Below are 23,995 nucleotides of genomic sequence, written 5' to 3' on the forward strand. Positions count from 1 at the left end.
CGTCACTCAGGGGCCGGGGAAGTACGTCTTGAACCGCTCGGCGTGCTCGGCCTCGCCCCGGACCTGGAGCCGGGTCGCGTCGACCCTGCCCGAGGCGAACAGCACCACGTCGTGCGGGCGGCCGGTCAGCGTCGTCGTGGCCGCCCGGCCGTCCGGCTCGCTCCGGCGCCAGCCGCCGCCCTCGGCGCTCAGCCGGATGCCGTCGCCGAGGCCGACGAGGTCGATGACGACCTCCCCGTCGGGGACGCTCGAGGCCAGCAGGTCGAGCATGGGGCCGACGACGATCGAGCAGGCCCCCAGCTCCGCGGCGCTCAGCGGTCGATCCTCCCCCGACAGGGCGTGCTCGAGATCGGCTGCGTGCAGCGCCGCCTCGAAGGCGAACAGGGGTGCGGCGTAGGTCAGGGGCACGCTCCCGGCGGGCAGGACGACGGCCGTGGACGGGGCGAGCCGGAGGTCCGCGGCCCGCTCGAAGGCCGTGATCGCCTGGGGAAGCGTCGGGTGGCTCGGGGCCGTGGCCGGCAGACCGGCGGCCGAGCGGATCGCCGCCGCCTCCATGGCAGCGGCCCAGGTGACATGCTCGACGAGGTCGGCGACCGTCCATCCACTCAGCCGGGTGGGCAACGTGGGCTCCGCCCCGCGGCAGCGGTCGGCGAAGCGCCGGTAGGCCGCGCTCGCCGTGCGGAGCGCCGCGCCGGGCGTCACGACGGCACCGCCTCGAGCAGGCTCAGCGCCTCGCTCGCGTCGCCGAGCACCGCGGCGCCTGCCCCGAGAACCTGGCGCTGCCCGACGCCCGGGCGGATCAGTGCGGCCAGCCGGGTCCGGGCGGCCTCGTCGCCGTACTCCGCCACGGCCTCGGCGACCAGGCAGGCGCAGAAGGTCCGGATGCCGGCGAAGGGACGGGCCAGGGCGAAGCGCCGGGCGGACCAGGGCCCGAGGATCCGGACCGCCGCCGCGCGGTCTTCCCGGGCGTGAGCGACCGCGAGGGCCGTGGCCCGCCACGGCTCGAACCCCCGGTCGTGGTCGAAGCGGGCGAGCACGGCCGCCGCCCGGTCCGGCGTACGGCGCCCGAGCGCGAGCAGGACCGACTGGAAGCCGTGGATGCGCGCGGTGTCGGCGTAGCCGGCCCGCTCGCCGGCGATGCGGAAGTCGTCGATCAGCACCTCCGCCTCGTCGTGACGCCCGGCGGCCAGCGCGAGGGCCGCGCGCCACATCGGCACCTGGTGCGGGTGCAGCAGGTTGCCCTGGGTCTCGCTCAGGTGCTCGACCCGGGCGGCGACCTCCTCGGCCTCGGCCAGCCGGTCGTGCCGCATCAGCTCGGGCACCCAGGCCGCGAGTGCATCGAGCTCCAGCTCGTCGGCCTCGGCCGCGCGCGCCACCGCGGCCGCCTCCCGGGCCAGCTCGAACCGGGTCGCGGCGCCGCTCACCGGGTCGTGGACGGCCACGCCGCGCAGCAGGGTGCGGGCGAGCGTCTCCGGGTCGGCGGCGCGGCGCGCGCCGGCCACGGCGTCGCCCACCATGCGGGTGGCCCGTTCGCCCAGACCGGAGAACGACAGCGCCTGCGCCAGCGACGCGAGCAGCTCGACCCGCCGGGGATGGTCGTCGTCGGCGTCGCCCAGGGCACGCGTCAGCAGCCGGACCGACGGATCCCGGGCGCCGGTGCGGGGCCGCCGCGCCCGCAGTGAGCACTCCTCATAGCCCAGCGCACCGCTGATCCTGATCTGCGCACCGGCCTCCGGCATCTGTGCCGCGGCCTCGTGCGCGGCCAGCGCCGCGTCGACGTCGCCCGCGCACTGCAGGGCCTCGCCCAACGTGAGCCACAGACGCGCCCGGTCGACCCGCGCGGCGTCGTCACCGGTGAGATTCGCGGCGCTGACCAGGGCGCGCCGGGCATGGCGCACCGCGTCGGCGTACTGGGCCTGGGCCATCGCCGTCCGGGCGAGCTCCTGGTCCAGGTCGACGGCCAGCAGCGCCGTCGGTACGTCGAGCGCCGCCGCCGCCGCGAGATGATCGGCGGCCCGCCGGGCCAGGGCGGGCTCGCCGCCCCGTCGCCACAGGCTCTCGCCGAGCCCGCGGTGCAGGCGCAGCGCCTCCGCGGGCGGGATCAACGCCGTGACCTGCTCGCGTACGCCGGGATCGGCGAACCGCACGCCGTCCTCGCCGCGGACCGCGATGCCGGCGGCCAGGGCGGGAGCCAGCGCGTCGGCCAGCGAGGGACCGTCGATGCCGAGCACCTGGGCGATCTGGGCGGTGTCCCAGGCGGCGCCGGCCAGTGCGGCCGCGCGGACCGCGTGCTGCGTCGGCAGCGGCAGGGCGGCGAGCCGGTCGGCCCACCCGGTGCCGGGGCCGGTCGACGCGGCGACGGGCGCCGGCCCCGGGGCTCGCTCGGCGACCGGCTCGTGCCGCAGGATCCGGCCCCGCAGCAGCTGCGATGCCGGGCCCAGGTCGAGTCCGAGGTCGCCGCGCAGCCGGGTCTCGAGGTCGGCCAGGACTGCGAGGGCGGCGACCTGGTCACCCCGTCCGTAGTGCGCGCGGGCGAGGGCCCGATGCACCGACTCGTTCCACGGGTCCGACTGCAGGGCGAGGGCCGCCTCCGGGACGACGCGGTCGTAGGCGCCGCTCTCGCACAGCATCTCCAGCAGGTCGAGCCGGACCTGGTCGCGAGCCGCCTCCAGCTCGCCTTGCCGGTCGCGGACGCAGTCGTCGTCGGCCAGGTCGGCGAAGGCCGGACCCCGCCACAGGCCGAGGGCGTGCTGGGCGAGGTCGATGCCGGCGCCGAGGTCCCCGCGGGCCCGGGCCGCCCTCGCGGCTGCCGCCCGGCCCTCGAACTCGAGGGCGTCGAGCTCGTCGGCGGTGAGGTGCAGGGTGTAGCCGGCGGCGCCGTAGCCGATGCGATGCCGGCCCAGCGCCTTGCGCCACCGCGAGACGTGCGCCTGCAGGCGGTTCTCGTGAGGGCGCTCGCCGCGCGGCCACACCAGGTCGGCCAGCCGGGCGGGCAGCACCGGCCGGTTGGCCTCGGCCGCGAGCACGGCGAGCACCCGCCGGGCGATCTCGCCCGACGGGGCCGCCGCGCTCGCGTCGAGTACGCTCACCGCCCCCAGCACCGTCACCCGCACCGGAGCCATCTTGCCCGGCACCGGCTGCGCCCGCGCGGGGAGGGGCTGCCGGGCGGTGCGCGGCCGTGGGCTCACCGCCGCACACGCACCGCCTTCGTCGTCAGGGTCGTGCTCGCGTAGCCGGGGCGGACCAGCGTGATCCGGACCTTGATCCTCCTGCCGCGGTCCGCGGCCCGGATCCGGTAGCCGGGCTTGGTGGCGGCCTTGCCCTTGATCACCTTGCCGTTGCGCAGCCACTGGTAGCGCACCGTGACCGGCGCCGGTGACCAGACGACCCTCGCCACCATGAGCCGGCGACCGACCGCCGCCTTGCCGCCCTTCGCCCTCAGCCTCGGCTTCCCGGACAGCACGAAGGCGAGCAGACCCGGATCGCCCGATCCCGGACCGGCCCCCGGGCCCGGCGTACCGGGGTCGGGCGCGGCGCCGTCGGTGATCTCGAAGACGCAGGTCGCGCTCTCGCCCAGGTTGTGGGCGTCGTCGCTCGCGCGCACCTCGAAGACGTAGGCGCCGGGCGCCAGCGCGGTCGCGGGGCGGTGCGTCGTCGTGTCCGAGCAGGGCGCGAAGGCCGGCGGGTTGGCGGCCTGCCGGTAGATCCGGCACTGGTAGGAGGCCTCCTCCCCGGCGGCGTAGCCGAACGTCGGCCGCGGATCGGCGGTCGAGTCGGGAACCTCGGTGAGCGTGACCACCGGGCCGGGCCCGCGCAGCACCCACGCGGCGAGCTCGAGCCGGTCGGCGGTGCCCTGGATCAGCCCCGCGACCCGGGCCTCGTACGGCGGCACCGGCTCCGTCGCGGTGCCCCGGATGTGGTCGCGCAGCACGGTCTCGAGCCGGTCGACCTGCTCGCCGGCCCGGTCGTGGACGATGCCGCGCAGGTTCGTGGCGGGAGGTGTCGTCGAGGCCTCCAGCCACGGCAGGGCCAGCTCGGAGACGTCCTGACCGTCCACCCGCACGGTCCGGCTGGGGTCGGGGATGCCCCGAGTGCCGTGGAGCAGGCCGCGCAGCTCGCCGTCGGCGGCCAGGTCGGCGGGCGCGCCGGCCTCCAGGTAGAGGGCCAGGAGCCGCTTGGCGGGGACGAGCGCCTCGGCGGCCCGCTTCAGCGGCGGGTGGGGAGCCTGCGCGCTGCCCTGGTGGGCGGCGTACACCCGGGCGTAGGCCTCCTGCTGCCTGGCCACGAGGGCGGCCTGGGCCTCGCTCGAGATGGCTGCCCGACCGGTCGGGTTGGCGCTCCAGGGGATGCCGTCGCGGATGGCCGGCCAGCGCTCCGCCAGCCGCTCGGCGGCCAGCCGCGCGTCGCGCTGTTCACGGGTCTCCGTTGCGTTCTCGCAGGTGGTCGTCTCGGAGCCGTCGGGCCAGAACTCCTCCCGGCACAGCTCGACAGCCCGGGAGTCGGTGCTGGTCGCCGACGTGAAGGCGGTGATGCCGCTGGTCCGGTTGCTGAGGAAGCTCCAGGTCAGCTGGTAGCGCCACCGGGCCTCGTAGACCTTCCCGGTCACGGTCCCGGACGGGATGTTGCGAATCGTGTTGCGGGTCGTGTGGCCGGTCCAGGAGCCGTCGGCGCACAGGGCCACCGAGCCCAGTCCGAGCGCCAGGGCGACCTTCACGGCCGCGGGCAGCGGGTCGACGGTGCCGGTGCCGAGGTCGAGCCGCTGCTTGTTCGTGCAGCGGGCGGCGGTGTTGGTCTGCGTGATCGGGTTCGGGTAGGCGATCGACTGGTCCGGACCCTGCCAGGGGTCGATCCCGGCCGGCAGCGTGGCGAGGTACGAGGCGATCACGGCGCCGACCTCGGCGTCGACCGTGTCCCAGCGATCGAGGTAGAGCGCGAGGAGCTTGTCGAAGAGGCGGCTGCCGGTGCCGTCGGAGCCGGCGGGAGCGTCGGCGGCGACGATCTTCGACAAGGTGGCGCGGATCCGGTCGCCGACAGCGCGCACCTCGTTGAGCCGGCTCATCGTGGTGTCGTTGACGTAGCCCGGGTTCTCCAGCATCAGCTGCTCCAGGGCTCGGGCGGCGACGGCCCAGTCCCGCGGGTTGGCGATCTTGGTGTTGCCCAGGGCCGGCAGGCCGAGGCGCTCGCTCGGGAAGCGGCGCAGGTAGTCGACATTGCTATCGAGGGGGTGGGCGAGCTCGGCGGCGAGGGCGGCGTCGTCGAAGCCGCGGTCGTGGCTGACGAGGGCGACCTCGTCGAGGGCGTGGCTGGTCGCCCAGGTGTAGAAGTACGACGCGCTGCGCTCGAACTGCTGCTGGTCGATCGGGACGCCGGTGCGCTCGCGGTAGCCGAGCACGAAGTTGAGCTCCTCGTTCAGCGACCGGCCCTCGATGGTGCGGAAGCCCTGGTAGACCCGCGCCTCGATCCGGTTGAGCGCCGTCTGGGCCAGCAGCAGGGAGCTCATCACGTCGCTGACGTTGGCGTTGACGGCGTCGATCCGGCTCTGCACCTCGCCCAGTCCCTCGACCATCGTGGTGAAGATCTGGTTGAGCCCGGCGTCGATCCGGTCGAACCGCTCGTGCATCTCGGCGCGCAGCTCGGCGATGTCCTCCTTGATCCCGTCCAGCGCCTCCTTGACCGGGTCCGGCTTGGGCTCGGTCGCGCTCTCGCCGAAGAACAGCGAGCCGAGCCCGGTCAGCAGGGACACGGCGTCGCCGGCCGCCGCGATCCAGTTGCCGGTGATCACGTTCATGACGCCGTTGACGACATTGCCGGCGAGCCCGAGGACCTTCTCCGCGAGCGGGAAGGCGACGTCGGCGAACTCCTCGATGGCCTCGGCCGTGGCGGGGCTGAAGGTCTCGATGATCCGGACGGCCAGGTTCGTCATGGCCTTGGCCTGCTTGACGATCTTCTGGGCGCTCTCGAGCGTCTCGTCGAGGCTCTTCTTGAGCGCCTTGAGCTCGTCCTCCCGCTGCTTCTTCTCCGCGGCGGTGGCGGCGGAGGCGACCTCCTCCTCCTTGGCGCCGATCGTGGCGATCGCGTCCAGCGTCGTGCCCCGGGCGCCGGCCACGCCGGTGTCCGGCCTGCCGTCGCCGTCGGTGTCGGTGCCGTTGAGGGCCTTGTCGACGGCCGCCTCGGCGTCGCCGGGGGAGATGGTGAGGGTCTCGCCGTCGATCCGCGAGGTCAGCTCGTCGGCGTCGGCCAGGTCGGGGTCGTCCAGCCGCTGCGTGATGGTGGCCGTCGCCGACTGTCCGGTCTGGTCCTGCCACAGGCCGTCGCGGGCCGCGCCGAAGGCGGGGTTGCTCCGGGCCTGCCGCACCGTGTCCACGCCGACCAGGTCGGCGGACAGCGGAAGGAACCCGCGAGCCTCCCACGAGTCCTGGGTCGCGGTCAGGGACAGCGATCCCGCGCCGTCGCCGCGGTCGGCGAGCACCTCCTTGGCGACCGCGCGCACCGCGCGTCGGGTGACCCCCTTGGTGGCCGCCTTCGCGGCCTCCTTGTAGAGGCCGACGCCGCCGTTCTCGATCCAGTACTGGGCGCGGAAGATCACCTGGGGCGCGATGCCTCGCGTGTCGGCCCTGCCCCGGCCCGCCGGCGGGCTCGGGGCGACGTCCACCGCCGCCTGCAGCCGGGTGATCTCGGCGACGGCCTCCTGGGGCGGCAGGCCGGGCCGCACCCGGTACATGTGCTGCAGCACCTTCTCCAGGAAGGCCGCGCTCGGGTCGGAGCCGAGCCGGTCGGCGTCGCCGGCGACGAACAGCGCCTCGTGCAGGGCCGGTCCGGAGACGGTGATCGTCTCGGCGGCCCGGGCCGGCGCCGGCGGGGCGAGGACGAGGACGCTCAGCGCCAGGGCCAGGCCGGTCACGGCGGTGATCAGCGCTGTCGCACGGCTCCTGAGCTCGGTCAGGGCGGCAGAGGGCATCGAGGGCTCCTTCACGGAGGTCGGCGGTCGAGTCGGCGCGACGATGGTCGCGAGCGGGGCTGATGACGCGCTGACAGATCGCTGACAGGGCCGGCCTGAGCGGCGCGCCGGGTCGCCGGGTGCGCGGCCCCGGGGTTTCCTCACGGCGCCGGCTGCGCCAAGGTAGAGCCCGTGACTTCCGGCTCCACTCCGACCCCCACCCGTGGACCGCTCGACGGCGACCGTCTCGCGGGCGCGTCCGACCTGACCCCCGACCTCTCCTTCGAGCTGCTCGCGCAGGCGCCGTCGACCAACGAGGTCGCCGCCGAGCGCGCCCGTGCCGGCGCGCACGAGGGGCTCGTGGTGGTCGCCGACCACCAGTCGTCGGGACGCGGTCGCCTCGACCGCACCTGGCAGACCCCGCCGGGGACCGCCGTCACGTTCTCGCTGGTGCTGCGCCCGACGGTGCCGCCGGCCTCGTGGCCGTGGCTGCCGCTGCTCGTGGGCCACAACGTCGCGAAGGCGCTCACCGCGCTCGGCTACGACGCCAAGGTGAAGTGGCCCAACGACGTCCTCCTCGACGGCGACCGCAAGGTGGCGGGCATCCTCGTCGAGCGGGTCGAGACGCCCACCGGACCGGCCGCGATCGTCGGCGTCGGCATCAACGTCGCGATGAGCGCCGAGGAGCTCCCCGTCCCCACCGCGACCAGCCTCGCCGTCGCCGGCCCGGACGCCCCCGACCGCACCTCCGTCCTGCTCGGCGTAGTGGCCGCCGTCCGCGAGGGGTACGACGTGTGGCAGACCGGCGGCGAGCAGGGCACCGCGCGCCTCGCCACGTCGTACCGCTCCCACTGCGCGACCCTCGGTCGCGACGTGCGAGTCGAGCTTCCGGGCGGCGGTGAGCTGCTCGGCCGCGCCACCGACATCGACGACGACGGCCGGCTGGTGGTCACCACGGCCGACGGGACCGAGCGGGTCGGCGCGGGCGACGTCATCCACGTCCGGCCGAGCTGAGCACCAAACGCCCTCGTTGATGGGATGATCTGACCGTGGCCATCTCGAAGAAGCTGCTCAACCCCGGTGAGCGCCTGATCATCAGCACCCGCCAGCACCCCAAGGCGCTGTTCGGGCCGATCCTGGCTCTCGTCGTGCTGCTCGCGATCGGCGTCGCCGTGCAGGTGCTGCTCGACGGCACCGGGTTCCAGCGGGTGCTCACCCTCATCGTGTGGGTGCTCGTCGCGATCGGGATCCTGTGGTTCTCGCTGCGCCCGTTCCTGGACTGGCTGACCACGGTGCATGCCTTCACCGACCGCCGGCTGATCACCCGCAACGGGATCATCACCCGGCGCGGCCACGACATCCCACTGGCCCGGGTCAGCGACATCGCGATGGAGATCAACCTCATCGACCGGCCGTTCGGCTGCGGCAGCCTGCTGATCTCCGACGCCTCGACCTTCGGCACCGTGCGCCTCAACGACATCCCCCACGTCGAGGCCACCCAGCGCCAGCTCAACGAGCTGCTCCACGAGCTGCACAGCGGACCCTCTCGCCGGGACGAAGGTGTCTGACGGCGGTCCCGAGCGGACCTCCCTGGGGGACGCGCCCCAGCTCACCGCGGCCGAGGTGGCCGAGCAGGCGGGCCTCTCGCTCGACCTCACCCGCCGCCTGTTTCGCACCCTCGGCTTCGCCGAGCACGGCGAGGAGCGGGCCTACACCCAGGCCGACGTCGCCGCGATGCGGATCCTCGGGCAGGGACCCGGCGACGGGGTCGTCGTACCCGAGGTGGCGCTGAACGTCACCCGCGGCATCGGCATCACCATGGCCCGGCTGGCCGACTGGGAGGTCGGCGAGCTGGTGCAGCACGTCGCGGACGCCGCGCCCCAGGACGCCGAGGACCCCGGCGCCTGGGTCACCTCCCGGCTGGGCGGGCGCTTCGAGGATCTCCTCGTGTACGCGTGGCGCCGCCACCTCGCCGCCGCCATCGCGCGGATGGAGGCGGTCCGCGCCCTCGACGACGACCCGCACACCACCGACCTGAGCGTCGGCTTCGCCGACATCGTCGGCTTCACCGCTCTGTCCAACGAGGCCTCCCGCGAGCGGATCGGCGAGCTGGTCGAGGTCTTCGAGGCCCGTTGCGGCGACGTGATCGCGCGCGAGCAGGGCCGGCTGATCAAGAGCATGGGCGATGCGGTGCTGTACGTGAACGACGACCCGATGGCCGCGTTCACCACTGCCGAGGGGATCATCAACGTCATCGGCCGCGACCCGCGGATGCCCGACGTACGCGTCGGCCTGGCCACCGGCGGTGTCGTGCTGCGGATGGGCGACGTCTTCGGACCGCCGGTCAACCTGGCCGCCCGGCTGACCCAGGTGGCCCGGCGCAACCGGATCATCGTCGACCACGCCACCGCCGATCTGCTGCCCTCCGACCAGGTCGAGTCGCGTCCGCTGCCGGCGCGGCCGGTGCGCGGCTTCGGCGTCGTGGAACCTGTTGCCGTCAGGCGGGCCTGACCTCGGCCGACCCCTGAATCCGCAGGTCAGGGACGGTTTTGCCACGCCTTCTCAAGGCAAAATTGTTTCCGTTTCGTGTCCGGGAAGGCCGTGCGCTCCTTACCTTGTCCCCTGTGATCGAAGTGCAGGACGTCCGGGTCGACCCGTCGACCCGGCGAACGTGGCGTGGGGACCGCGAGATCCTGTTGTCGCGCAAGGAGTTCGACCTGGTGCATGCGCTCATCGCGCGCGCCGGGTCGGTGGTCAGCCGCGAGGAGCTGATGCGCGAGGTGTGGGGCGTGACCTTCTGGACGTCGTCGAAGACCATCGACGTCCACCTCGGATGGGTGCGCCGCAAGCTCGGCGACGACACCCGGCAGCCCCGCCTGATCACCACCATCCGCGGCCAGGGCCTGCGCTTCGAGCTCGGCGTGGCGGCCGACGCCACCAGTTCGGCGTAGGACGCGCGCAGTGCGTAGGGTTCGGCCGTGCCGACGACCGAACCCGCGCCCCGGATCGCCGTGATCGGTGGCGGTCAGCTCGCCCGGATGATGGCCCAGCCGGCCCTCGCCCTCGGCGTGCCGCTCCGCCTGCTCGCCGAGGCCGAGGGCGTCTCCGCCGCCCAGGTGATCCCCGACCAGATGGTCGGCGACTACCGCGACCTGGCCACGCTGCGCGCCGTCACCGAGGGCTGCTCGGTCCTCACCTTCGACCACGAGCACGTCCCGACCGAGCACCTGCGCGCGCTCGCCGCCGACGGCGTGATCGCCCACCCCGGCCCCGAGGCCCTGGTCCACGCCCAGGACAAGATCGTGATGCGCGAGGCGATGGCCCGCCTCGACGCGCCCCAGCCGCGCTGGGCCGTCGTCGCCTCCGAGGCCGACGTCGAGGCCTTCGGCCTGCCGTGCGTCCTCAAGGTCGCGCGCGACGGGTACGACGGCAAGGGGGTCTGGGTGGTCCGGACCCTCGCCGACGCGGCCGAGCCGCTGGCCGCCGCCGGAGAGACCGGGGTCCGGCTGCTGGCCGAGGAGCTCGTCGACTTCCGCCGCGAGCTCTCCGCCCTCGTCGCCCGCGCCCCGAGCGGCCAGGCGGCGGCGTACCCGGTGGTCGCGACGCTCCAGGTCGACGGCGTGTGCCGCGAGGTGATCGCCCCGGCGCCCGACCTCGACCCCGCGCTCGCCACCTCGGCCCAGGAGCTCGCGCTGCGGATCGCCGGCGAGCTCGACGTCACCGGCATCCTCGCCGTCGAGCTGTTCGAGGCGCTCGACGCCGCCGGCCGTCCGGTCGTCTACATCAACGAGCTGGCGATGCGCCCCCACAACACCGGCCACTGGACCCAGGACGGCGCGGTCACCAGCCAGTTCGAGAACCACCTGCGCGCCGCCCTCGACCTGCCCCTCGGCTCACCGGCCCCGCGCGCCCGCTGGACCGTGATGGTCAACATCCTCGGCGGCGAGAACCCCGACGTCGGCCGCCTCTACGACGGCTACCCCCACGCCCTCGCCCGCGACCCGCGGCTGCGGGTGCATCTGTACGGCAAGGACCTGCGGCCCGGCCGCAAGGTCGGGCACGTCAACGTCTACGGCGACGACCTCGAGGACTGCCTCGAGCGGGGCCGGCATGCCGCGGCGTGGTTCCGCGGTGACCTGGGGAACGAGAGCGAGTAGGGCCCAGCCGCCCCGACGCCGCCAGAGCACCCGGTGCTGTCGAGAACCGAGTCCGGGGTGGGTAGCCTCGCGGCCATGACTGCGCGCGTGGGCATCGTGATGGGCTCGGACTCCGACTGGCCGGTGATGAAGGCGGCAGCCGAGGCGCTGCGCGAGTTCGGGATCGCCTACGAGGCCGACGTCGTCTCCGCGCACCGGATGCCCGCCGAGATGCTGGCCTACGGCCAGGAGGCGTCCGGGCGCGGGCTGTCGGTGATCATCGCCGGTGCCGGCGGCGCGGCCCACCTGCCCGGCATGCTCGCCGCGGTGACGCCGCTGCCGGTGATCGGCGTGCCGGTGCCGCTGAAGTACCTCGACGGCATGGACTCGCTGCTGTCCATCGTGCAGATGCCCGCGGGCGTGCCGGTGGCCACGGTCGCGATCGGGGGTGCGCGCAACGCCGGCCTGCTCGCCGTCCGCATCCTGGCGGCGACCGACCCGGCCCTGCAACGGCAGATGACCGACTTCCAGGCCGAGCTGAAGGCCGTCGCCGAGGCGAAGGGCGCCGTCGTCCGGGATCAGTGAGCGCGCTTGCGCCACTCGATGGCCGGACAGGTGTCCATGACCATCGGTACGCCGGCCGCCCGGGTCCGCTCGAAGGCGGCCTGGTCGACGACGCCGAGCTGGAACCACACGCCGCCGGCGCCGACCGCGACCGCCTCGTCGGCGAACCGTCCGGCGTCCTCGGAGCGGCGGAAGACGTCGACGACGTCGATCGGGAACGGCACGTCCGCGAGCGTCGCGTAGCCCTGCTCGCCGAGCACGACCGGCGCCGAGGGATGGATCGGCACGATCCGCTTGCCGCGCGACTGCAGCAGCTCGGCGATCCGGTACGCCGTCCGGTCCGGGTTGCCGGACAGGCCGACGACCGCCCAGGTGGTGGCGTCGTCGAGCATCCGGTCGATGGCCGCGGGGTCGAGGTGCGAGACGGTGGTCATGCAGACCCAAGGTCCGTCGTGCCCGGGTTCTTCCCGGCCCGGGGCGCGAGGGCGTCGCGGACCTCCCGCACGACCTGCTCGACGTCGCGGTCGCTGCCCGTGATCACGATCGTGGGCGCGCCCTCGGCGGCCGGTCCGCGGAGCACGGCGAGCGCGTGGTCGAGGGCCCGGTCGACGAGGGCCCGGGTGGTGGCGGCGTCGTCGACCTCGCCGCGCAGCCACTGCCGGAGCACGTGGTTGTGGGCGATCACGACGGACGAGGCGACCAGCTCGGCCCGCAGCGGGCCGTCGGGCTCGGCGTCGAGCCAGCGGTGGACGTGCTTGCCGAACAGCCGCACGTAGCGCTGGACGCTCGCGATCTCCCGGTCCCGGACCGTCGGCACCGAGTTCGCCAGGCGGTAGCGGGTGCGGGCGGTCTCGCCCTCGGCGAGGTAGTGGGCGAGCACGACGGCCGCCGCCTCGCGCAGCGCGACCTCGCGGCCGGCCGTCGAGGCGGTGGCGAGCCGCTCGTCGACCCGGCGCAGCAGCGCGTCGTGGTCGGGCAGCACCACGTCGTCCTTGGTGGGGAAGTGGCGGAAGAAGGTGCTCCGTCCGGTGCCGGCCCGGGCGGCGATCTCGTCGACGGTGGTGGCGTCGTACCCCTGGCCGGCGAAGAGCTCGAAGGCGGCGGCGATCAGGCGGTCGCGGGGAGTGGCGGGCACGGCCTGACCCTAACTCGACGGGACGCAGTCTCACTAGTACGATACTGAGTATCAACGAGACCAGGAGAACCGTCGTGAGCGACTACCCGATGTACGCCCTGTCCGAGGAGCACCAGGCCATCCGCGAGGCCGTGCGCGCGGTCTGCGACGCCAAGGTCGCTCCCTTCGCGGCCGACGTCGACGAGCAGGCCCGCTACCCGCGCGAGGCCGCCGAGGCCCTCCTGGCCGCCGACTTCCACGCGCCCCACGTCCCCGAGGCGTACGGCGGCGCCGGGGCCGACGCCCTCGCGACCGTGCTGGTCATCGAGGAGATCGCCCGCGCCGACGTGTCGGCCTCGCTGATCCCCGCGGTCAACAAGCTCGGCTCGCTGCCGGTCATGATCGGCGGCTCGGAGGACCTCAAGAAGAAGTACCTCGGCCGGCTGGCCGCCGGCGAGGGCTTCTCGTACTGCCTCTCCGAGCCCGACGCCGGCTCGGACGCCGCCAACCAGAGGACCCGCGCCGTGCGCGACGGCGACGGCTGGGTCCTCAACGGCACCAAGCGCTGGATCTCCAATGCGGGGGAGTCGGAGTTCTACACCGTGCTCGCCACCACCGACCCCGACGCCCGCACGAAGGGGATCTCCGCCTTCGTCGTCGAGAAGGGCGACGCCGGCGTCTCCTTCGGTGCTCCTGAGAAGAAGCTCGGCATCAAGGGCTCGCCCACCCGCGAGGTCTACTTCGACAACGTCCGGATCCCCGGCGACCGGATCGTCGGTGAGGAGGGCAAGGGCTTCGAGTACGCCATGAAGACCCTCGACCACACCCGGATCACCATCGCCGCGCAGGCCGTCGGCGTCGCCCAGGGCGCGCTCGACTACGCGCTCGGCTACGCCCAGGAGCGCCAGCAGTTCGGCAAGGCGATCGCCGACTTCCAGGGCCTGCAGTTCCTGCTCGCCGACATGGGCATGAAGGTCGAGGCCGCCCGCCAGCTCACCTACGCCGCCGCCGGCCGCTCCGAGCGCGGCGACAGCGACCTCACCTTCTTCGGTGCCGCGGCCAAGTGCTTCGCCTCCGACGTCGCCATGGAGGTCACCACCAACGCGGTGCAGGTGCTCGGCGGCTACGGCTACACCCGCGACTACCCGGTCGAGCGGATGATGCGCGACGCCAAGATCACCCAGATCTACGAGGGCACCAACCAGGTGCAGCGGATCGTGATGGCCCGCCAGCTCCTCGCCGGGGTGCAGAGCGAGCTCTGAGTCCCGGCACCGACCCGGCGCCGAGGTCGGGTGCGAGCGAAAAGTCAGCGGATCGGCGTAACGAATCTCACGCTCAGGGGTTGGGTGATCAAGGTTCGCCCGTGGGGTGGCGGGCGGGCATCCCAGTCATCTTCTCGGGAGAGATGAGGTCCGATGCGTCGCTACCTAGTCCTGGGTGGTGCCCTCGCGGCACCGCTCGCGTTCCTGCTCGGCCTGGGGAGCGCCGCGTCCGCGGACCCCTACCCCCCGGCCGTGCCGGCGTCGTGCCGGGTGAGCGTGCCGGCCACCGTCGTGGGCGACCGCGTCGTCCTGCGGGTCCGGGTCACCGCCGCCGGCGTGCAGCCGGTCGGAACCGTGAGGGTCGGCGTCGACGGCGACGTCGAGAGGTCGGTGCGCTACGACGGCCTCGCCGTCGACGTCCAGGGCCCGCGGCTGAGCCGCGGCTCCCACCAGGCCACCGCCCGCTTCGTGCCGGACGACACGAAGAACCTCTCCGGATGCCGCGACAGCGTGCGCTTCGAGGTGGGCGCCGAGCGGGCCGGCGGGGGCGCGGGCGGGCTGCCCGACACCGGTGGCCCGCGTCTGGGGCTCCTCCTCGCCGGCATCGGACTGGTCGCGGCCGGCGGCGGGCTCGTGGAGCGGGGCCGCCGGACGTGACACGCGGGTCCGCACCGCGTTGGATGGGGTGGGGCCATCCGGCGCGGCAGGCCCCGCGAGGAGGGAGCCCCCATGACCCAGACCGATCGGCCCGACGGCACCGAGGCCGAGGCCGCCCCCCAGCGGGTGCGCCGGCGCCGGGCCCGTCCCGCTGACGCGCCCCCCGGCCGGGCCCCGGTCTCGACGGGCCGCCGGATCTCGTTCTGGGCCGGCTGCGGCCTGATCCTCGCCGGCCTCGCCGTGCTGGGCTGGGTCGCGTGGCAGTTCTGGGGCACCAACTGGCAGTCGCACCAGCGCCAGGACGACGTACGGCGTGCGCTCCAGTCCGGCTGGGGCGACGGCCAGGACGTCGTCCGCACGGACTTCGGCAACGCGACGGCGATCTTGCACATCTCCAAGTTCGGCAAGGACTACGCGGTCCCCGTGCTCGAGGGCTCCAGCCGGGAGGTGCTCGCCGCGGGCGTGGGCCATCTGGCCGACACCGCCGACGCGGGTGCCGCCGGCAACTACGTGCTGGCGGGTCACCGGGTCACCCACGGCGAGCCGTTCGCCGACCTGCCGTCGCTGGAGCCCGGCGACGAGGTGGTCGTCGAGACCCGCGCCGCGACGTACACCTATGTCCTTGACACCGGCGGCGAGGACCTGGTGATCCCGTTCACCCAGACCTGGGTCCTCGACCCGAGTCCGGTGAACCCGAAGGGCGGCACCCAGCCGCCCGCCGACGCGGGCGACCACCTGATCACCCTGCTCACCTGCTCGGAGATCTTCCACACCGACAACCGCTCGGTCGTGTTCGGGCACCTGGTGGAGAGCGCGCCCACGTCGCAGGCGGCGGCCGGGTGACCCGGGGCGGCGTTTGCACTAGGCTGGCCACGCACTGCCCGTCACCTTGAACACGCCGGGTCGCTGCATGGGGAAGTTCAAGGAGGACACGTGCTCAAGAAGCTGGCTGCGCTCGCCATGCTTGCCACCGCATTCGCCGTGGCGCCGTCGGCGCCCGCGGGTGCCGACGACGGCTATCCGCCCAAGATCCCGACGGTGACCCGGATCCAGGTCATCACGGCCGAGCCGGGGGAGCCGATCGTGCTGGAGGTCAGCGCGAGCGCCGAGTCCCCGACGCCGCCCGCCGGCAACATCGCGGTGGCGGTCTCCTCGAGCGGTCCCGCCGCCCGCGGCGCCCGGGCCCTCGTCGCCAAGCCGGTGTTCACGACCACCGTCCACTTCACCGACAAGCCGATCCGGGTCACCGGCCCGCGCCTGCCCAAGGGCGCCTACCTCGCCCGCGCGGCGCTGTCGCCCGACGACACGGCGCGGTTCCTGCCCTCGTCCGACACCGCGCGCTTCCGGATCGGCTCCGTCGACGGTGGCGACAAGAGCGGCGCGCTGCCCGACACCGGTGGACCGGACCTGCTCTGGCTGGTCCTCGGCGGCGGGCTGATCGCCGTCGGTGCCGGCGGTGTCGGCTACGGCCGTCGCCGCGCCACCGCTGCCGCCTGACGTACCACGAACCACCCGCTCCGGCCGTCCCCTCGGGGGCGGCCGGAGCTGCTTTTCGGGCTCGTGGCGGCGTGTCACCGCTCCGCGCGGGCCGGCTCTACGGAGCGAACCAGGTCGTGCTGCGGGCCATGCCGAGGGCCCGGTCGGGACCGCGCCAGTTGGCCTGCATGAACAGCCAGGGGCGGGCGAACCAGAGGAAGCCGTCGACGTACCTCCTCGCCTCCCGCGTGGTCGCCGGGGACAGGCCCCAGCGCGAGTCGCCGACACGGGAGGTCGGGGGGATGCCGAGGGTGACGCAGCCGCGACGGTCAGAGGCGGAGCCGCAGACGCGGGCGTTGTCGTTGACCCGGCTGCCCTGGGCCTCGACCTCGGGCCAGGTCATGCCGTTGCCGTTCTGGGCGGTGTCGACGACGAAGTGGACGCCCTTGACGCCGCGCTCGCGCAGGATCCGGACCAGCTCGGCGCCGTACGCGACGGACTCCTCGGTGCCGACGTAGTGGGTCGCGTTGAGGGCGAAGCCGCGGGCCTCGGCGATGCCGTTGGCGAGGAGCAGGTCGGCGGCCTGGGAGGCGCGAGGGGCGCCGACCTGCGGGGTGCTGCTCCAGTCGGCGGCGCCGGCGTCGAGGTAGACGCTGGTGTTCGGCTGCGCCGAGAAGGTCCGCACCGCGTAGGTGATCAGCGAGCTGGTCACCGCGCGGTTGGAGCACCACCAGAACGGCAGGTCGGGCTGCAGGATGATCGCGGTGTGCTGGCGGCCGAGGGCGCGGGCGGCGTTGGCGATCCAGCGGCGATAGGCGTCCTGGGCGCCGCCGGAGGGGGCGCGGCCGCCGCACACGGCGTGCTCCCAGGGGTCCATCCGGAAGATCGCGAGCTGGACGAGCACCTTCGGGTCGCCGCCGGAGGCGTTCTCGACGTACTCCCGCACGACCGAGCCGATCTGCTCCGGCGACCCGCTCCAGTCGCCGAGCCACAGCGACTTGGGGCGCAGCGCGATCTTGCCGAGCAGCCGCCTCGCGTCGCCGCCGGCCGACTCGTAGGCCCGCCAGGTCTGCTCGAGGTCGCCCTGGTAGACGCCCCAGCGTCGCTCGGCGAGCGGGTTCTTCAGGTTCTGCAGGTGGGCCGGCTGGGCCTTCTGCCAGACCTCCTTGTCCTTGACGTAGGGCCGCTGCGTGCGCTGGACGTGGGGGATCGCCGTCTTCGGCTGCTCGGCGGCGGGCGGCACGGGGGCGGCCTCGGGGGCGGCCTCGGGGGTGGCCGTGGTGGCCGGAGCCGTGGTCGGCACGGCGGCCGCCGGCTCCGCGGGCCCCGGCGCCTGCTCGTCGCACCCGGCCAGCGCCACGGTCGTGAGGACGGCGACCAGGGTCGCGAGGGTACGGCGAACGGGGGCTCCGGGCTGGCGCATCGCGGTCGAGGCTAACCCGACCGGCCCCTCGTCTCGAAGTCGCCAGAGTCATAGACTGGAACGCGTTCCCGCCCGCCGTCCCCGGAGGTCCCGATGCCCACACTGCGCTGCCCCTGCGCCACCACCCTGCGCGCCGACACCGACGACGAGCTCGTCGAGAAGGTGCAGGAGCACCTCGCGGCCGAGCACCCGGGGCGGGAGTACAGCCGCGAGGAGATCCTCTTCATGGCGATGTGAGCCGGCGGCTCACACGATCCTGGGCAGCTGGGAGGCCTTGCCGGTGAAGCTCGGCGGGCGCTTCTCGAGGAACGCCGCGACACCCTCCTTGCCGTCGCCGATCGAGGTCCAGAACATGGCGAGCGAGTCGGTGAGGTGCGCCTCGAGCGGGTCGGCGGCCGCGCTGTTGCGGTAGAGCAGCTGCTTGGCCAGGCCCAGCGCGACGGGGGAGCGGTCCTTGACGAACGACCGCGCCAGGTCGTACGCCGCCGGCAGCAGCTCGTCGGGCTCGTGGACGCTGCGCACCAGCCGGCCCGCGTGGGCCTGCTCGGCGGTGAGGATGTCGGCCGAGTAGACCCACTCCAGGGCCTGCTGGATGCCGACGATGCGCGGCAGGAACCACGACGAGCAGGCCTCGGGCACGATGCCGAGGCGCCCGAAGACGAACCCGATCCGGGCCTTCGTCGAGGCCAGCCGCAGGTCCATGGCCAGGGTCATGGTGGCGCCGATGCCGACCGCGGGGCCGTTGATCGCGGCGATGACCGGCTTGGGCAGGGCGTGGATCGCGAGGGTGATCTTGCCGCCGGTGTCGCGCACGCCCTCGGCGTAGGGCGCCTCGTCGTACGCCGCCCGGAAGTCCTCGGGCGTCGGGGAGAGTGACTCGTCGAGGCCGAAGACGTTGCCGTCGGCCGACAGGTCCATGCCGGCGCAGAACGCGCGGCCCGAGCCGGTGACGACGACCGCGCGCACGGCGTCGTCGCGGGCGTCGGTGAGGAACACCTGGAGCAGCTCGCGGGCCATGGTCAGGTCGAACGCGTTGAGCGCGTCGGGCCGGTGCAGGGTCAGGGTCGCGATGCCGTCGTCGTCGACGTGCCAGGTCAGGGTCTCGTACACGGGTCCTCCGGTGGGGTGCGGTCAGCGGGCGAGGCCGGTGGCCGTGCAGAGGTCGTCGGTGATCTCGTCGGTCCGGTCCGAGGCGATCTTGCCGAAGAGCTGCTGCGCGCGCTTGGTGTCCCACGTGGTGTCGGCCCGCGCGAGCGGGACGGTGCACGACTTCGTCACCTTGGTCATCGCCAGCGCCCACCTCCCGGCGGCGACCGGTCCGGTCGTCTGGCCGAAGCGGAAGAAGTCCGGGACGGCGCCGTTGAGCTGCCACCAGCGCACCGGGTTGAGCACCGACCAGGGCGAGAGCACCTTGTCGCCGACCGCCGCGATCACCTCGCGCTGCTGCTGCACCCGGGCCAGGTCGGAGATCGGGCTGTACTTGCGGGCCCGCGAGTAGGCCAGCGCGGTCGCGCCGTCGACCTCCTGGCAGCCCTTCCTCACGTTCAGGCCGGAGTCCTTGTCCTTGATCCGCTGCTTGGGGCAGATCTCGATCCCGCCGACCGCGTCGACGACGCCCACCAGGCCGCCGAACCCGATCTCGACGTACTGGTCGATCCGCAGCCCGGTGGCCTGCTCGAGGGTCTGGACCAGCAGTGGCGTGCCGCCCTTGGCGTACGCCGAGTTGACCTTGCTGGTCCCGAAGCCCGGGATGGCGAGCGGCGAGTCGCGCGGGATCGACACCAGCGTCGTCGGGCCGGCGCCGGTGTGGAGCAGCAGGATGGTGTCGGTCAGCTCGGAGGCGGCGTCGCCGGTGTGGAGCCGCTTGCGCTCCTCGGGCGAGAGGCCGGCGCGCGAGTCGCTGCCGACCAGCAGGTACGTCGTGCCGGGCTGCTGCGCCGGGCGGTCGGCGGTGGGCTCGAAGTCGACCTTGTCGACCTTGTTCCACGCGATGAACGGGACGGCGACCAGGAAGACCAGCCACAGCACGAGCAGCAGCAGGACCAGCCGGACGTAGGTGCGCGGCCGGGACCAGCGACGGCGTCCCCGGGGCGACGGGGGCGACGGGGGCCTGCCGCCGTACTGCTGGACGGGGGGCAGTCGCGTCGGCGGGGGCGGCGGGGTGGCGCCCGGGCGCTGCTGCACCGGGATCCGCCGGGTGGGCTCGGGGTCGGACGAGCCGGCGCCGTAGACCCAGTCGAAGTCGTCGCCGGAGTCCCCGGTGCCGTTGCCACGCCCTGCCATGGCCATGACGCTACCGTCAGGCCGTGAGCGAAATCGTCGCGGCACGCACGCCGTCGTACTCCCGCATCGAGCTGGCCACGCTGACCTCGCGAGCGCAGGCCAACCTGCTCGGCAACATCCACGGCGGCGAGGTGGTCAAGCTGGCCGACTCGACCGCGGGCGTCGTGGCGCAGCGGCACAGCGGAGGGCCTGCCGTCACGGCGGCGCTCGACGAGATGGCTTTCCTCGAGCCGGTGCGGGTGGGCGACATCATTCGCACCTTCGGCCGGATCAACTGGGTCGGCCGGTCCTCGATGGAGATCGGCGTGCGGATCGAGACCGAGCCCTGGGACGCGGCCGGCAAGGTGCTGCACGTCGGCTCGGCCTACTTCGTGTTCGTCGCGGTCGACGGGGCGGGCCTCGGTCGGCCGGTGCCGGCGCTCGAGCCGGAGACCGAGGAGGACCACCGGCGGCTGCGGGAGGCCGAGATCCGACGCGCCCACCGGCTCGCGCGCCGGCAGGAGATCGAGGCGGTCCGGGTCAGCCGCTGACCTCGGTGATCGCCGCGGCCACGGCGTCGACCGCGGCGGGGCGCGGGGGAGCGCCGTACGTCGAGAGCTGGACCCGGCGGTGCGCGGCCAGCGGGCGTCGTACGACGTCGCGGTGCTGGTGCGCGCGCAGGGCCAGGCCGGGGAGCACGGTGACGCCGAGCCCGCTGGCGACCAGGGACTGCACGGCGACGTAGTCGTCGCTGGCGAACGCGATCGCCGGGGTGAAGCCGGCGTCCGCGCACAGGCTGAGCAGCTCGCGGCGGCAGCGCTCGCAGCCGGTGATCCAGCCCGTCTCCGCGTAGGCGCCGAGGTCGACGGCGCCGGCGGGCGGCGCCGCCCCGGCCGGGGTGACCAGGTGCAGGGGGTCGTCGACGACGGGCACCGAGGTGATCTGGTCGGGCTCGGGCTGGTCGGGGTAGGCGAAGGTGAGGGCGAGGTCGATCTCCCCGGCGCGGAGCAGCTCGTAGGCCTCGGGCGGCTCGGCCTCGACCAGGTCGAGCCGGATGCCGGGGTGCCGGGTGGCGAGCAGGGCCAGGGCGTCGGGGACCAGGGTCGCGGCGCCCGAGGGGAAGGCGGCGAGCCGGACCCGGCCGGACTGGAGGCTGGTCGCGGCGGCGAGCTCGGCCTCGGCGCGGGCGAGCAGGCCGAGGATCTCCTCGCCGCGGCGGGCCAGCCGCTCGCCCTCCGGGGTGAGCCGCACGCCCCGGCCGACGCGCTGCAGCAGGACGGCGCCGGTCTCGGCCTCGAGGCGGCGCAGGTGGTGGGAGATCGTGGGCTGTCCGTAGTGCAGGTGGGCGGCGGCCGCCGACACCGAGCCGGTGCGGTGGACGGCGACGAGGGCCTCCAGGCGGCGCAGGTCGATCATGACGTCGATCCTATATCGACGTCATCGATCGATTCCGACGAAAGGAACTATTGGACCGATGGGTATCCGGTCCCCGACGATGGACCCATGCTGAGCTTCGACGACGTCCGCGCCGCCGCCGAGGTCGTCGGCGCCCACCTGCCACCCACCCCGCTGCAGGCGCACCCGCTGCTCGACCAGGCCCTCGGCCGCCCGGTCCTGGTCAAGCACGAGAACGTCCAGCCGACCGGCGCCTTCAAGGTCCGCGGCGGCGTCCATCTCGCGGCGACCCTGACCGACGCCGAGCGCGCGCACGGCCTGGTGACCTGCTCGACCGGCAACCACGCCCAGTCGGTGGCGTACGGCGCCCGGCTGGCCGGGGTGCCCGCGACGATCGTGATGCCGGTCGGCGCCCCCGCGGCCAAGCGCGACGCGGTCCGGGCGCTGGGCGCCGAGGTGGTCCTCGTCGGCGCGAGCCTCGGCGAGGCGGCCGAGCACGCCCGCGCCCGCGCGGTCGAGACCGGATCCTCGTTCGTGTGCCCGACCGACCCGCGGATCGTGCTGGGCCACGCGACGGCGTACCTCGAGCTGTTCGGGCAGGCCCCCGATCTCGACGCCCTCTTCGTACCGATCGGCAGCGGCACCGGCGCCGCCGGCGCCTGCCTGGTCCGCGACGCGCTGGCGCCGGGGTGCCGGGTGGTCGGCGTCCAGTCGTCCGCCGCGCCCGCCGGGTGGCACTCGTGGCGCACCGGCCGGATCGAGGCAGCGCCGGCGACCACGCGGGCGGCCGGGCTGGCCACGACGACCGGGTACCCGCGCACCCAGGAGATTATGCGCGCGCGGCTCGACGACTTCGTGCTGGTCGACGACGACGCGATCGACGCGGCCGCCCGACTGCTCGCCACCTGCGCCCACACCCTCGCCGAGGGGGCCGGCGCCGCGTCGCTGGCCGCCGCCGTCGCCACCGAGGTCGCGGGGAGCGTCGCGGTGGTCTGCACCGGCGCCAACGCCTCGGCCGACGAGATCGCCCGACTCGCCGGCGCGGTCGCCGCCGCCTGACGACCGGCCGGCCGGTCGCGGCGCGTCGTCACCGGAGTGGCGTGTGGGACTGGTGATACTGGGCGGGTGCCTCAGCCTGGATCCGTGGATGGACGCCGTAGCGAGCGGCGCCGCAGGGGTGCGATCGCAAGGCGTGGCCGCGACGACGTGCTGGATCGCCCTTCGAGCGGCCGCAACGCAGCGAGCGCGCCGCTGCGGGGCCGCGCAGTAGGCGGCCATCCGCGGATCCAGGCTCAGATGCCCGTCGACGAACGCGCCGCCCGGGTGCGGTTCCGCCGGGCCCTGACCCTGATGGCGTTCACGCTCGTCGTCCCCGGCTCGGCGCAGCTGGTCGCCGGCAACCGGGCGATCGGCAGGCTCGCGCTGCGGATCTGGCTGTTCTCACTCGGCACCCTGCTCGTCGTCGGGGTGTGGAGCTGGTACGACCAGGGCTTCGCGCTCTCGCTGGCGTTCAGCCCGACGACGATGCTGGTGATCCGGCTGTACCTCATCCTCGGCGCCCTCGGCTGGGCCGCGCTGTTCGTCGACGCCTGGCGGATCGGGCAGCCGCTCAGCCTGCGCCTCCCGCACCGCCGCGCCGTCGTCGGCGTCAACGGCATCCTGTGCTTCTCGGTCGCCGGCACCCTGCTCTTCGGCGCCCACCTCGCCGCCGCCCAACGCGAGTGGCTGACCACGTTCGCCGACGGCGACCTCGGCGCCGCCCACGACGGCCGCTACAACATCCTGCTCATCGGCGGCGACTCCGGCAACGACCGCTGGGGCCTGCGCACCGACTCGATGACCGTCGCCTCCGTCGACGCCACCACCGGCCGCACCGTGATGATCGGCCTGCCCCGCAACATGCAGAACTTCCCGTTCCGCAAGGGCAGCGTGATGGCCGAGCAGTTCCCCAAGGGCTTCAACTGCGACGGCTGCTACCTCAACGGCGTCAGCACCTGGGTCGGCGACCACACCGATCTGTTCAAGGACTCCGCCAACCCCGGGATCGACGCCACCGTGTCGGCCATCGAGGGCATCACCGACCTGGACATCAACTACTGGGTGATGGTCAACATGCGCGGCTTCGAGCGCCTGGTCAACGCCTTCGGCGGGGTCACCCTCAACGTGCGCCAGCGGATCCCCGTCGGTGGCCTCGGCAAGGACGTCACCGGCTACATCGAGCCCGGCAAGCGCAAGCTCAACGGCCACGACGCGCTCTGGTACGCCCGGGCCCGCGAGGGATCCGACGACTACTCGCGCATGGCCCGCCAGAAGTGCGTGTTCTCCGCCCTCGTCTCCCAGGTCAGCCCTGCCCAGGCGCTGACCAACTTCCAGGAGATCGCCCAGGCCTCGAGCGCGATGATCCAGACCGACATCCCCGGCGGCGCGCTCAGCGACTTCGTGGAGCTCGCCCTGCGCGCGCGGACCCAGAAGATCTCCTCGGTCTCCCTCGTCCCGCCACGGATCAACACCGCCGCCCCCGACATCGACCTGGTGCAGAAGATGATCCGCACCGCCATCGACCGCGCCGAGGGCGACCCGAAGGCCGCCAAGAAGGCCAAGACGCCGGCCAAGGACTCGGGTACGCCGAGCGGCGACCAGGCCACCGAGCAGCCCGCCCAACAGCCCGGCACGGTCACGGGCGGCTCGCTCGGCTCGCGCAACGAGGGCTACCAGGCCAACGAGACCGACGACGTCGCCGCGGCCTGCTGAGGTCGGACTACGGCGCCT

23 protein-coding genes are annotated in these 23,995 nt (G+C 74.0%); 14 read left to right on the forward strand and 9 right to left on the reverse strand.

Annotation, left to right across the window (positions count from 1 at the left end):
* Positions 1-6: 6 nt before the first annotated feature.
* Genes ACUP6Y_RS06510 through ACUP6Y_RS06520 form a run of 3 tightly spaced genes read right to left on the reverse strand, consistent with a single transcriptional unit; the run spans position 7 to position 6,958 of the window.
* A complete protein-coding gene (locus tag ACUP6Y_RS06510) occupies positions 7-702 on the reverse strand; it encodes a maleylpyruvate isomerase family mycothiol-dependent enzyme (RefSeq protein ID WP_462554896.1) in 696 nt (231 codons plus the stop codon).
* Positions 699-3,188: a BTAD domain-containing putative transcriptional regulator gene (locus tag ACUP6Y_RS06515; RefSeq protein ID WP_462554897.1), complete on the reverse strand. Its 2,490-nt coding sequence runs from the start codon at positions 3,186-3,188 to the stop codon at positions 699-701. Before ACUP6Y_RS06515 ends, ACUP6Y_RS06510 begins: the two co-directional genes overlap by 4 nt.
* Positions 3,185-6,958 carry a hypothetical protein gene (locus ACUP6Y_RS06520; protein WP_462554899.1) on the reverse strand — a complete coding sequence of 1,258 codons (3,774 nt, stop codon included), beginning with the start codon at positions 6,956-6,958 and terminating at the stop codon, positions 3,185-3,187. The genes ACUP6Y_RS06515 and ACUP6Y_RS06520 overlap by 4 nt, the downstream gene beginning before the upstream one ends.
* 171 nt (positions 6,959-7,129) lie before the next feature.
* Between ACUP6Y_RS06520 and ACUP6Y_RS06525 the strand changes: the two genes are divergently transcribed.
* The 6 genes from ACUP6Y_RS06525 (at position 7,130) to purE (ending at position 11,658) form a co-directional block, all read left to right on the forward strand.
* Positions 7,130-7,951 (forward strand): biotin--[acetyl-CoA-carboxylase] ligase, encoded by an 822-nt coding sequence (locus ACUP6Y_RS06525; protein ID WP_462554901.1) that lies wholly within the window; start codon positions 7,130-7,132, stop codon positions 7,949-7,951.
* Positions 7,952-7,986: 35 nt separating this feature from the next.
* Entirely contained in the window at positions 7,987-8,505 is a 519-nt protein-coding gene (locus ACUP6Y_RS06530) for a PH domain-containing protein (RefSeq protein ID WP_462554902.1), read from the forward strand.
* A complete protein-coding gene (locus ACUP6Y_RS06535; RefSeq protein WP_462554903.1) occupies positions 8,498-9,448 on the forward strand; it encodes an adenylate/guanylate cyclase domain-containing protein in 951 nt (316 codons plus the stop codon). The genes ACUP6Y_RS06530 and ACUP6Y_RS06535 overlap by 8 nt, the downstream gene beginning before the upstream one ends.
* Positions 9,449-9,561: 113 nt before the next feature.
* A complete protein-coding gene (locus ACUP6Y_RS06540; RefSeq protein WP_462554904.1) occupies positions 9,562-9,888 on the forward strand; it encodes a winged helix-turn-helix domain-containing protein in 327 nt (108 codons plus the stop codon).
* A gap of 27 nt (positions 9,889-9,915) precedes the next feature.
* The gene (locus ACUP6Y_RS06545) at positions 9,916-11,094 is read left to right on the forward strand and encodes a 5-(carboxyamino)imidazole ribonucleotide synthase (RefSeq protein WP_462554905.1); all 1,179 of its coding nucleotides are present in this window, start codon (positions 9,916-9,918) and stop codon (positions 11,092-11,094) included.
* A gap of 75 nt (positions 11,095-11,169) precedes the next feature.
* On the forward strand, positions 11,170-11,658 hold the full coding sequence (purE, locus tag ACUP6Y_RS06550) for a 5-(carboxyamino)imidazole ribonucleotide mutase (RefSeq protein WP_462554906.1): 489 nt from the start codon (positions 11,170-11,172) through the stop codon (positions 11,656-11,658).
* On the opposite strand, the gene ACUP6Y_RS06555 is transcribed toward purE, so the two are convergent.
* Both ACUP6Y_RS06555 and ACUP6Y_RS06560 read right to left on the reverse strand, forming a co-directional pair.
* Positions 11,652-12,071, reverse strand: a complete 420-nt coding sequence (locus tag ACUP6Y_RS06555; RefSeq protein ID WP_462554907.1) for a CoA-binding protein — start codon at positions 12,069-12,071, stop codon at positions 11,652-11,654. The two genes, purE and ACUP6Y_RS06555, sit on opposite strands and share 7 nt — an antisense overlap.
* Positions 12,068-12,772 (reverse strand): TetR/AcrR family transcriptional regulator, encoded by a 705-nt coding sequence (locus ACUP6Y_RS06560; RefSeq protein WP_462554908.1) that lies wholly within the window; start codon positions 12,770-12,772, stop codon positions 12,068-12,070. The genes ACUP6Y_RS06555 and ACUP6Y_RS06560 overlap by 4 nt, the downstream gene beginning before the upstream one ends.
* Before the next feature lie 89 nt (positions 12,773-12,861).
* On the opposite strand from ACUP6Y_RS06560, the gene ACUP6Y_RS06565 reads away from it, so the two are divergent.
* From ACUP6Y_RS06565 to ACUP6Y_RS06580, 4 genes are all read left to right on the forward strand, one after another.
* Positions 12,862-14,013, forward strand: a complete 1,152-nt coding sequence (locus ACUP6Y_RS06565; RefSeq protein ID WP_462556644.1) for an acyl-CoA dehydrogenase family protein — start codon at positions 12,862-12,864, stop codon at positions 14,011-14,013.
* Positions 14,014-14,166: 153 nt separating this feature from the next.
* Positions 14,167-14,670 carry a hypothetical protein gene (locus ACUP6Y_RS06570; RefSeq protein ID WP_462554909.1) on the forward strand — a complete coding sequence of 168 codons (504 nt, stop codon included), beginning with the start codon at positions 14,167-14,169 and terminating at the stop codon, positions 14,668-14,670.
* A 72-nt stretch (positions 14,671-14,742) separates the two neighbouring features.
* Entirely contained in the window at positions 14,743-15,513 is a 771-nt protein-coding gene (locus ACUP6Y_RS06575) for a class E sortase (protein ID WP_462554910.1), read from the forward strand.
* Between the two features lie 90 nt (positions 15,514-15,603).
* Entirely contained in the window at positions 15,604-16,167 is a 564-nt protein-coding gene (locus ACUP6Y_RS06580) for an LPXTG cell wall anchor domain-containing protein (RefSeq protein WP_462554911.1), read from the forward strand.
* Positions 16,168-16,264: 97 nt separating this feature from the next.
* On the opposite strand, the gene ACUP6Y_RS06585 is transcribed toward ACUP6Y_RS06580, so the two are convergent.
* A complete protein-coding gene (locus ACUP6Y_RS06585) occupies positions 16,265-17,569 on the reverse strand; it encodes a glycoside hydrolase family 6 protein (RefSeq protein ID WP_462554913.1) in 1,305 nt (434 codons plus the stop codon).
* A gap of 93 nt (positions 17,570-17,662) precedes the next feature.
* Here ACUP6Y_RS06585 and ACUP6Y_RS06590 point away from each other — a divergent pair, with 93 nt between their 5' ends.
* Entirely contained in the window at positions 17,663-17,806 is a 144-nt protein-coding gene (locus ACUP6Y_RS06590; RefSeq protein ID WP_462554915.1) for a DUF1059 domain-containing protein, read from the forward strand.
* 9 nt (positions 17,807-17,815) lie between these two features.
* On the opposite strand, the gene ACUP6Y_RS06595 is transcribed toward ACUP6Y_RS06590, so the two are convergent.
* Positions 17,816-18,679, reverse strand: coding sequence for a crotonase/enoyl-CoA hydratase family protein (locus ACUP6Y_RS06595; RefSeq protein ID WP_462554916.1), 864 nt, complete (start codon positions 18,677-18,679; stop codon positions 17,816-17,818).
* A gap of 21 nt (positions 18,680-18,700) precedes the next feature.
* The gene (locus tag ACUP6Y_RS06600; protein ID WP_462554917.1) at positions 18,701-19,852 is read right to left on the reverse strand and encodes an LCP family protein; all 1,152 of its coding nucleotides are present in this window, start codon (positions 19,850-19,852) and stop codon (positions 18,701-18,703) included.
* Positions 19,853-19,875: 23 nt separating this feature from the next.
* Here ACUP6Y_RS06600 and ACUP6Y_RS06605 point away from each other — a divergent pair, with 23 nt between their 5' ends.
* Positions 19,876-20,382 carry an acyl-CoA thioesterase gene (locus ACUP6Y_RS06605; protein ID WP_462554918.1) on the forward strand — a complete coding sequence of 169 codons (507 nt, stop codon included), beginning with the start codon at positions 19,876-19,878 and terminating at the stop codon, positions 20,380-20,382.
* Here ACUP6Y_RS06605 and ACUP6Y_RS06610 read toward each other — a convergent pair.
* Entirely contained in the window at positions 20,372-21,247 is an 876-nt protein-coding gene (locus ACUP6Y_RS06610; RefSeq protein WP_462554919.1) for a LysR family transcriptional regulator, read from the reverse strand. The two genes, ACUP6Y_RS06605 and ACUP6Y_RS06610, sit on opposite strands and share 11 nt — an antisense overlap.
* An 87-nt stretch (positions 21,248-21,334) precedes the next feature.
* On the opposite strand from ACUP6Y_RS06610, the gene ACUP6Y_RS06615 reads away from it, so the two are divergent.
* Both ACUP6Y_RS06615 and ACUP6Y_RS06620 read left to right on the forward strand, forming a co-directional pair.
* Positions 21,335-22,285: a threonine ammonia-lyase gene (locus tag ACUP6Y_RS06615; RefSeq protein WP_462554920.1), complete on the forward strand. Its 951-nt coding sequence runs from the start codon at positions 21,335-21,337 to the stop codon at positions 22,283-22,285.
* Between the two features lie 237 nt (positions 22,286-22,522).
* Complete coding sequence (locus ACUP6Y_RS06620; RefSeq protein WP_462554921.1) at positions 22,523-23,977, forward strand: LCP family protein; 1,455 nt, start codon at positions 22,523-22,525, stop codon at positions 23,975-23,977.
* Positions 23,978-23,995 lie beyond the last annotated feature (18 nt).

This window comes from Nocardioides sp. S5-5 (assembly GCF_054954065.1).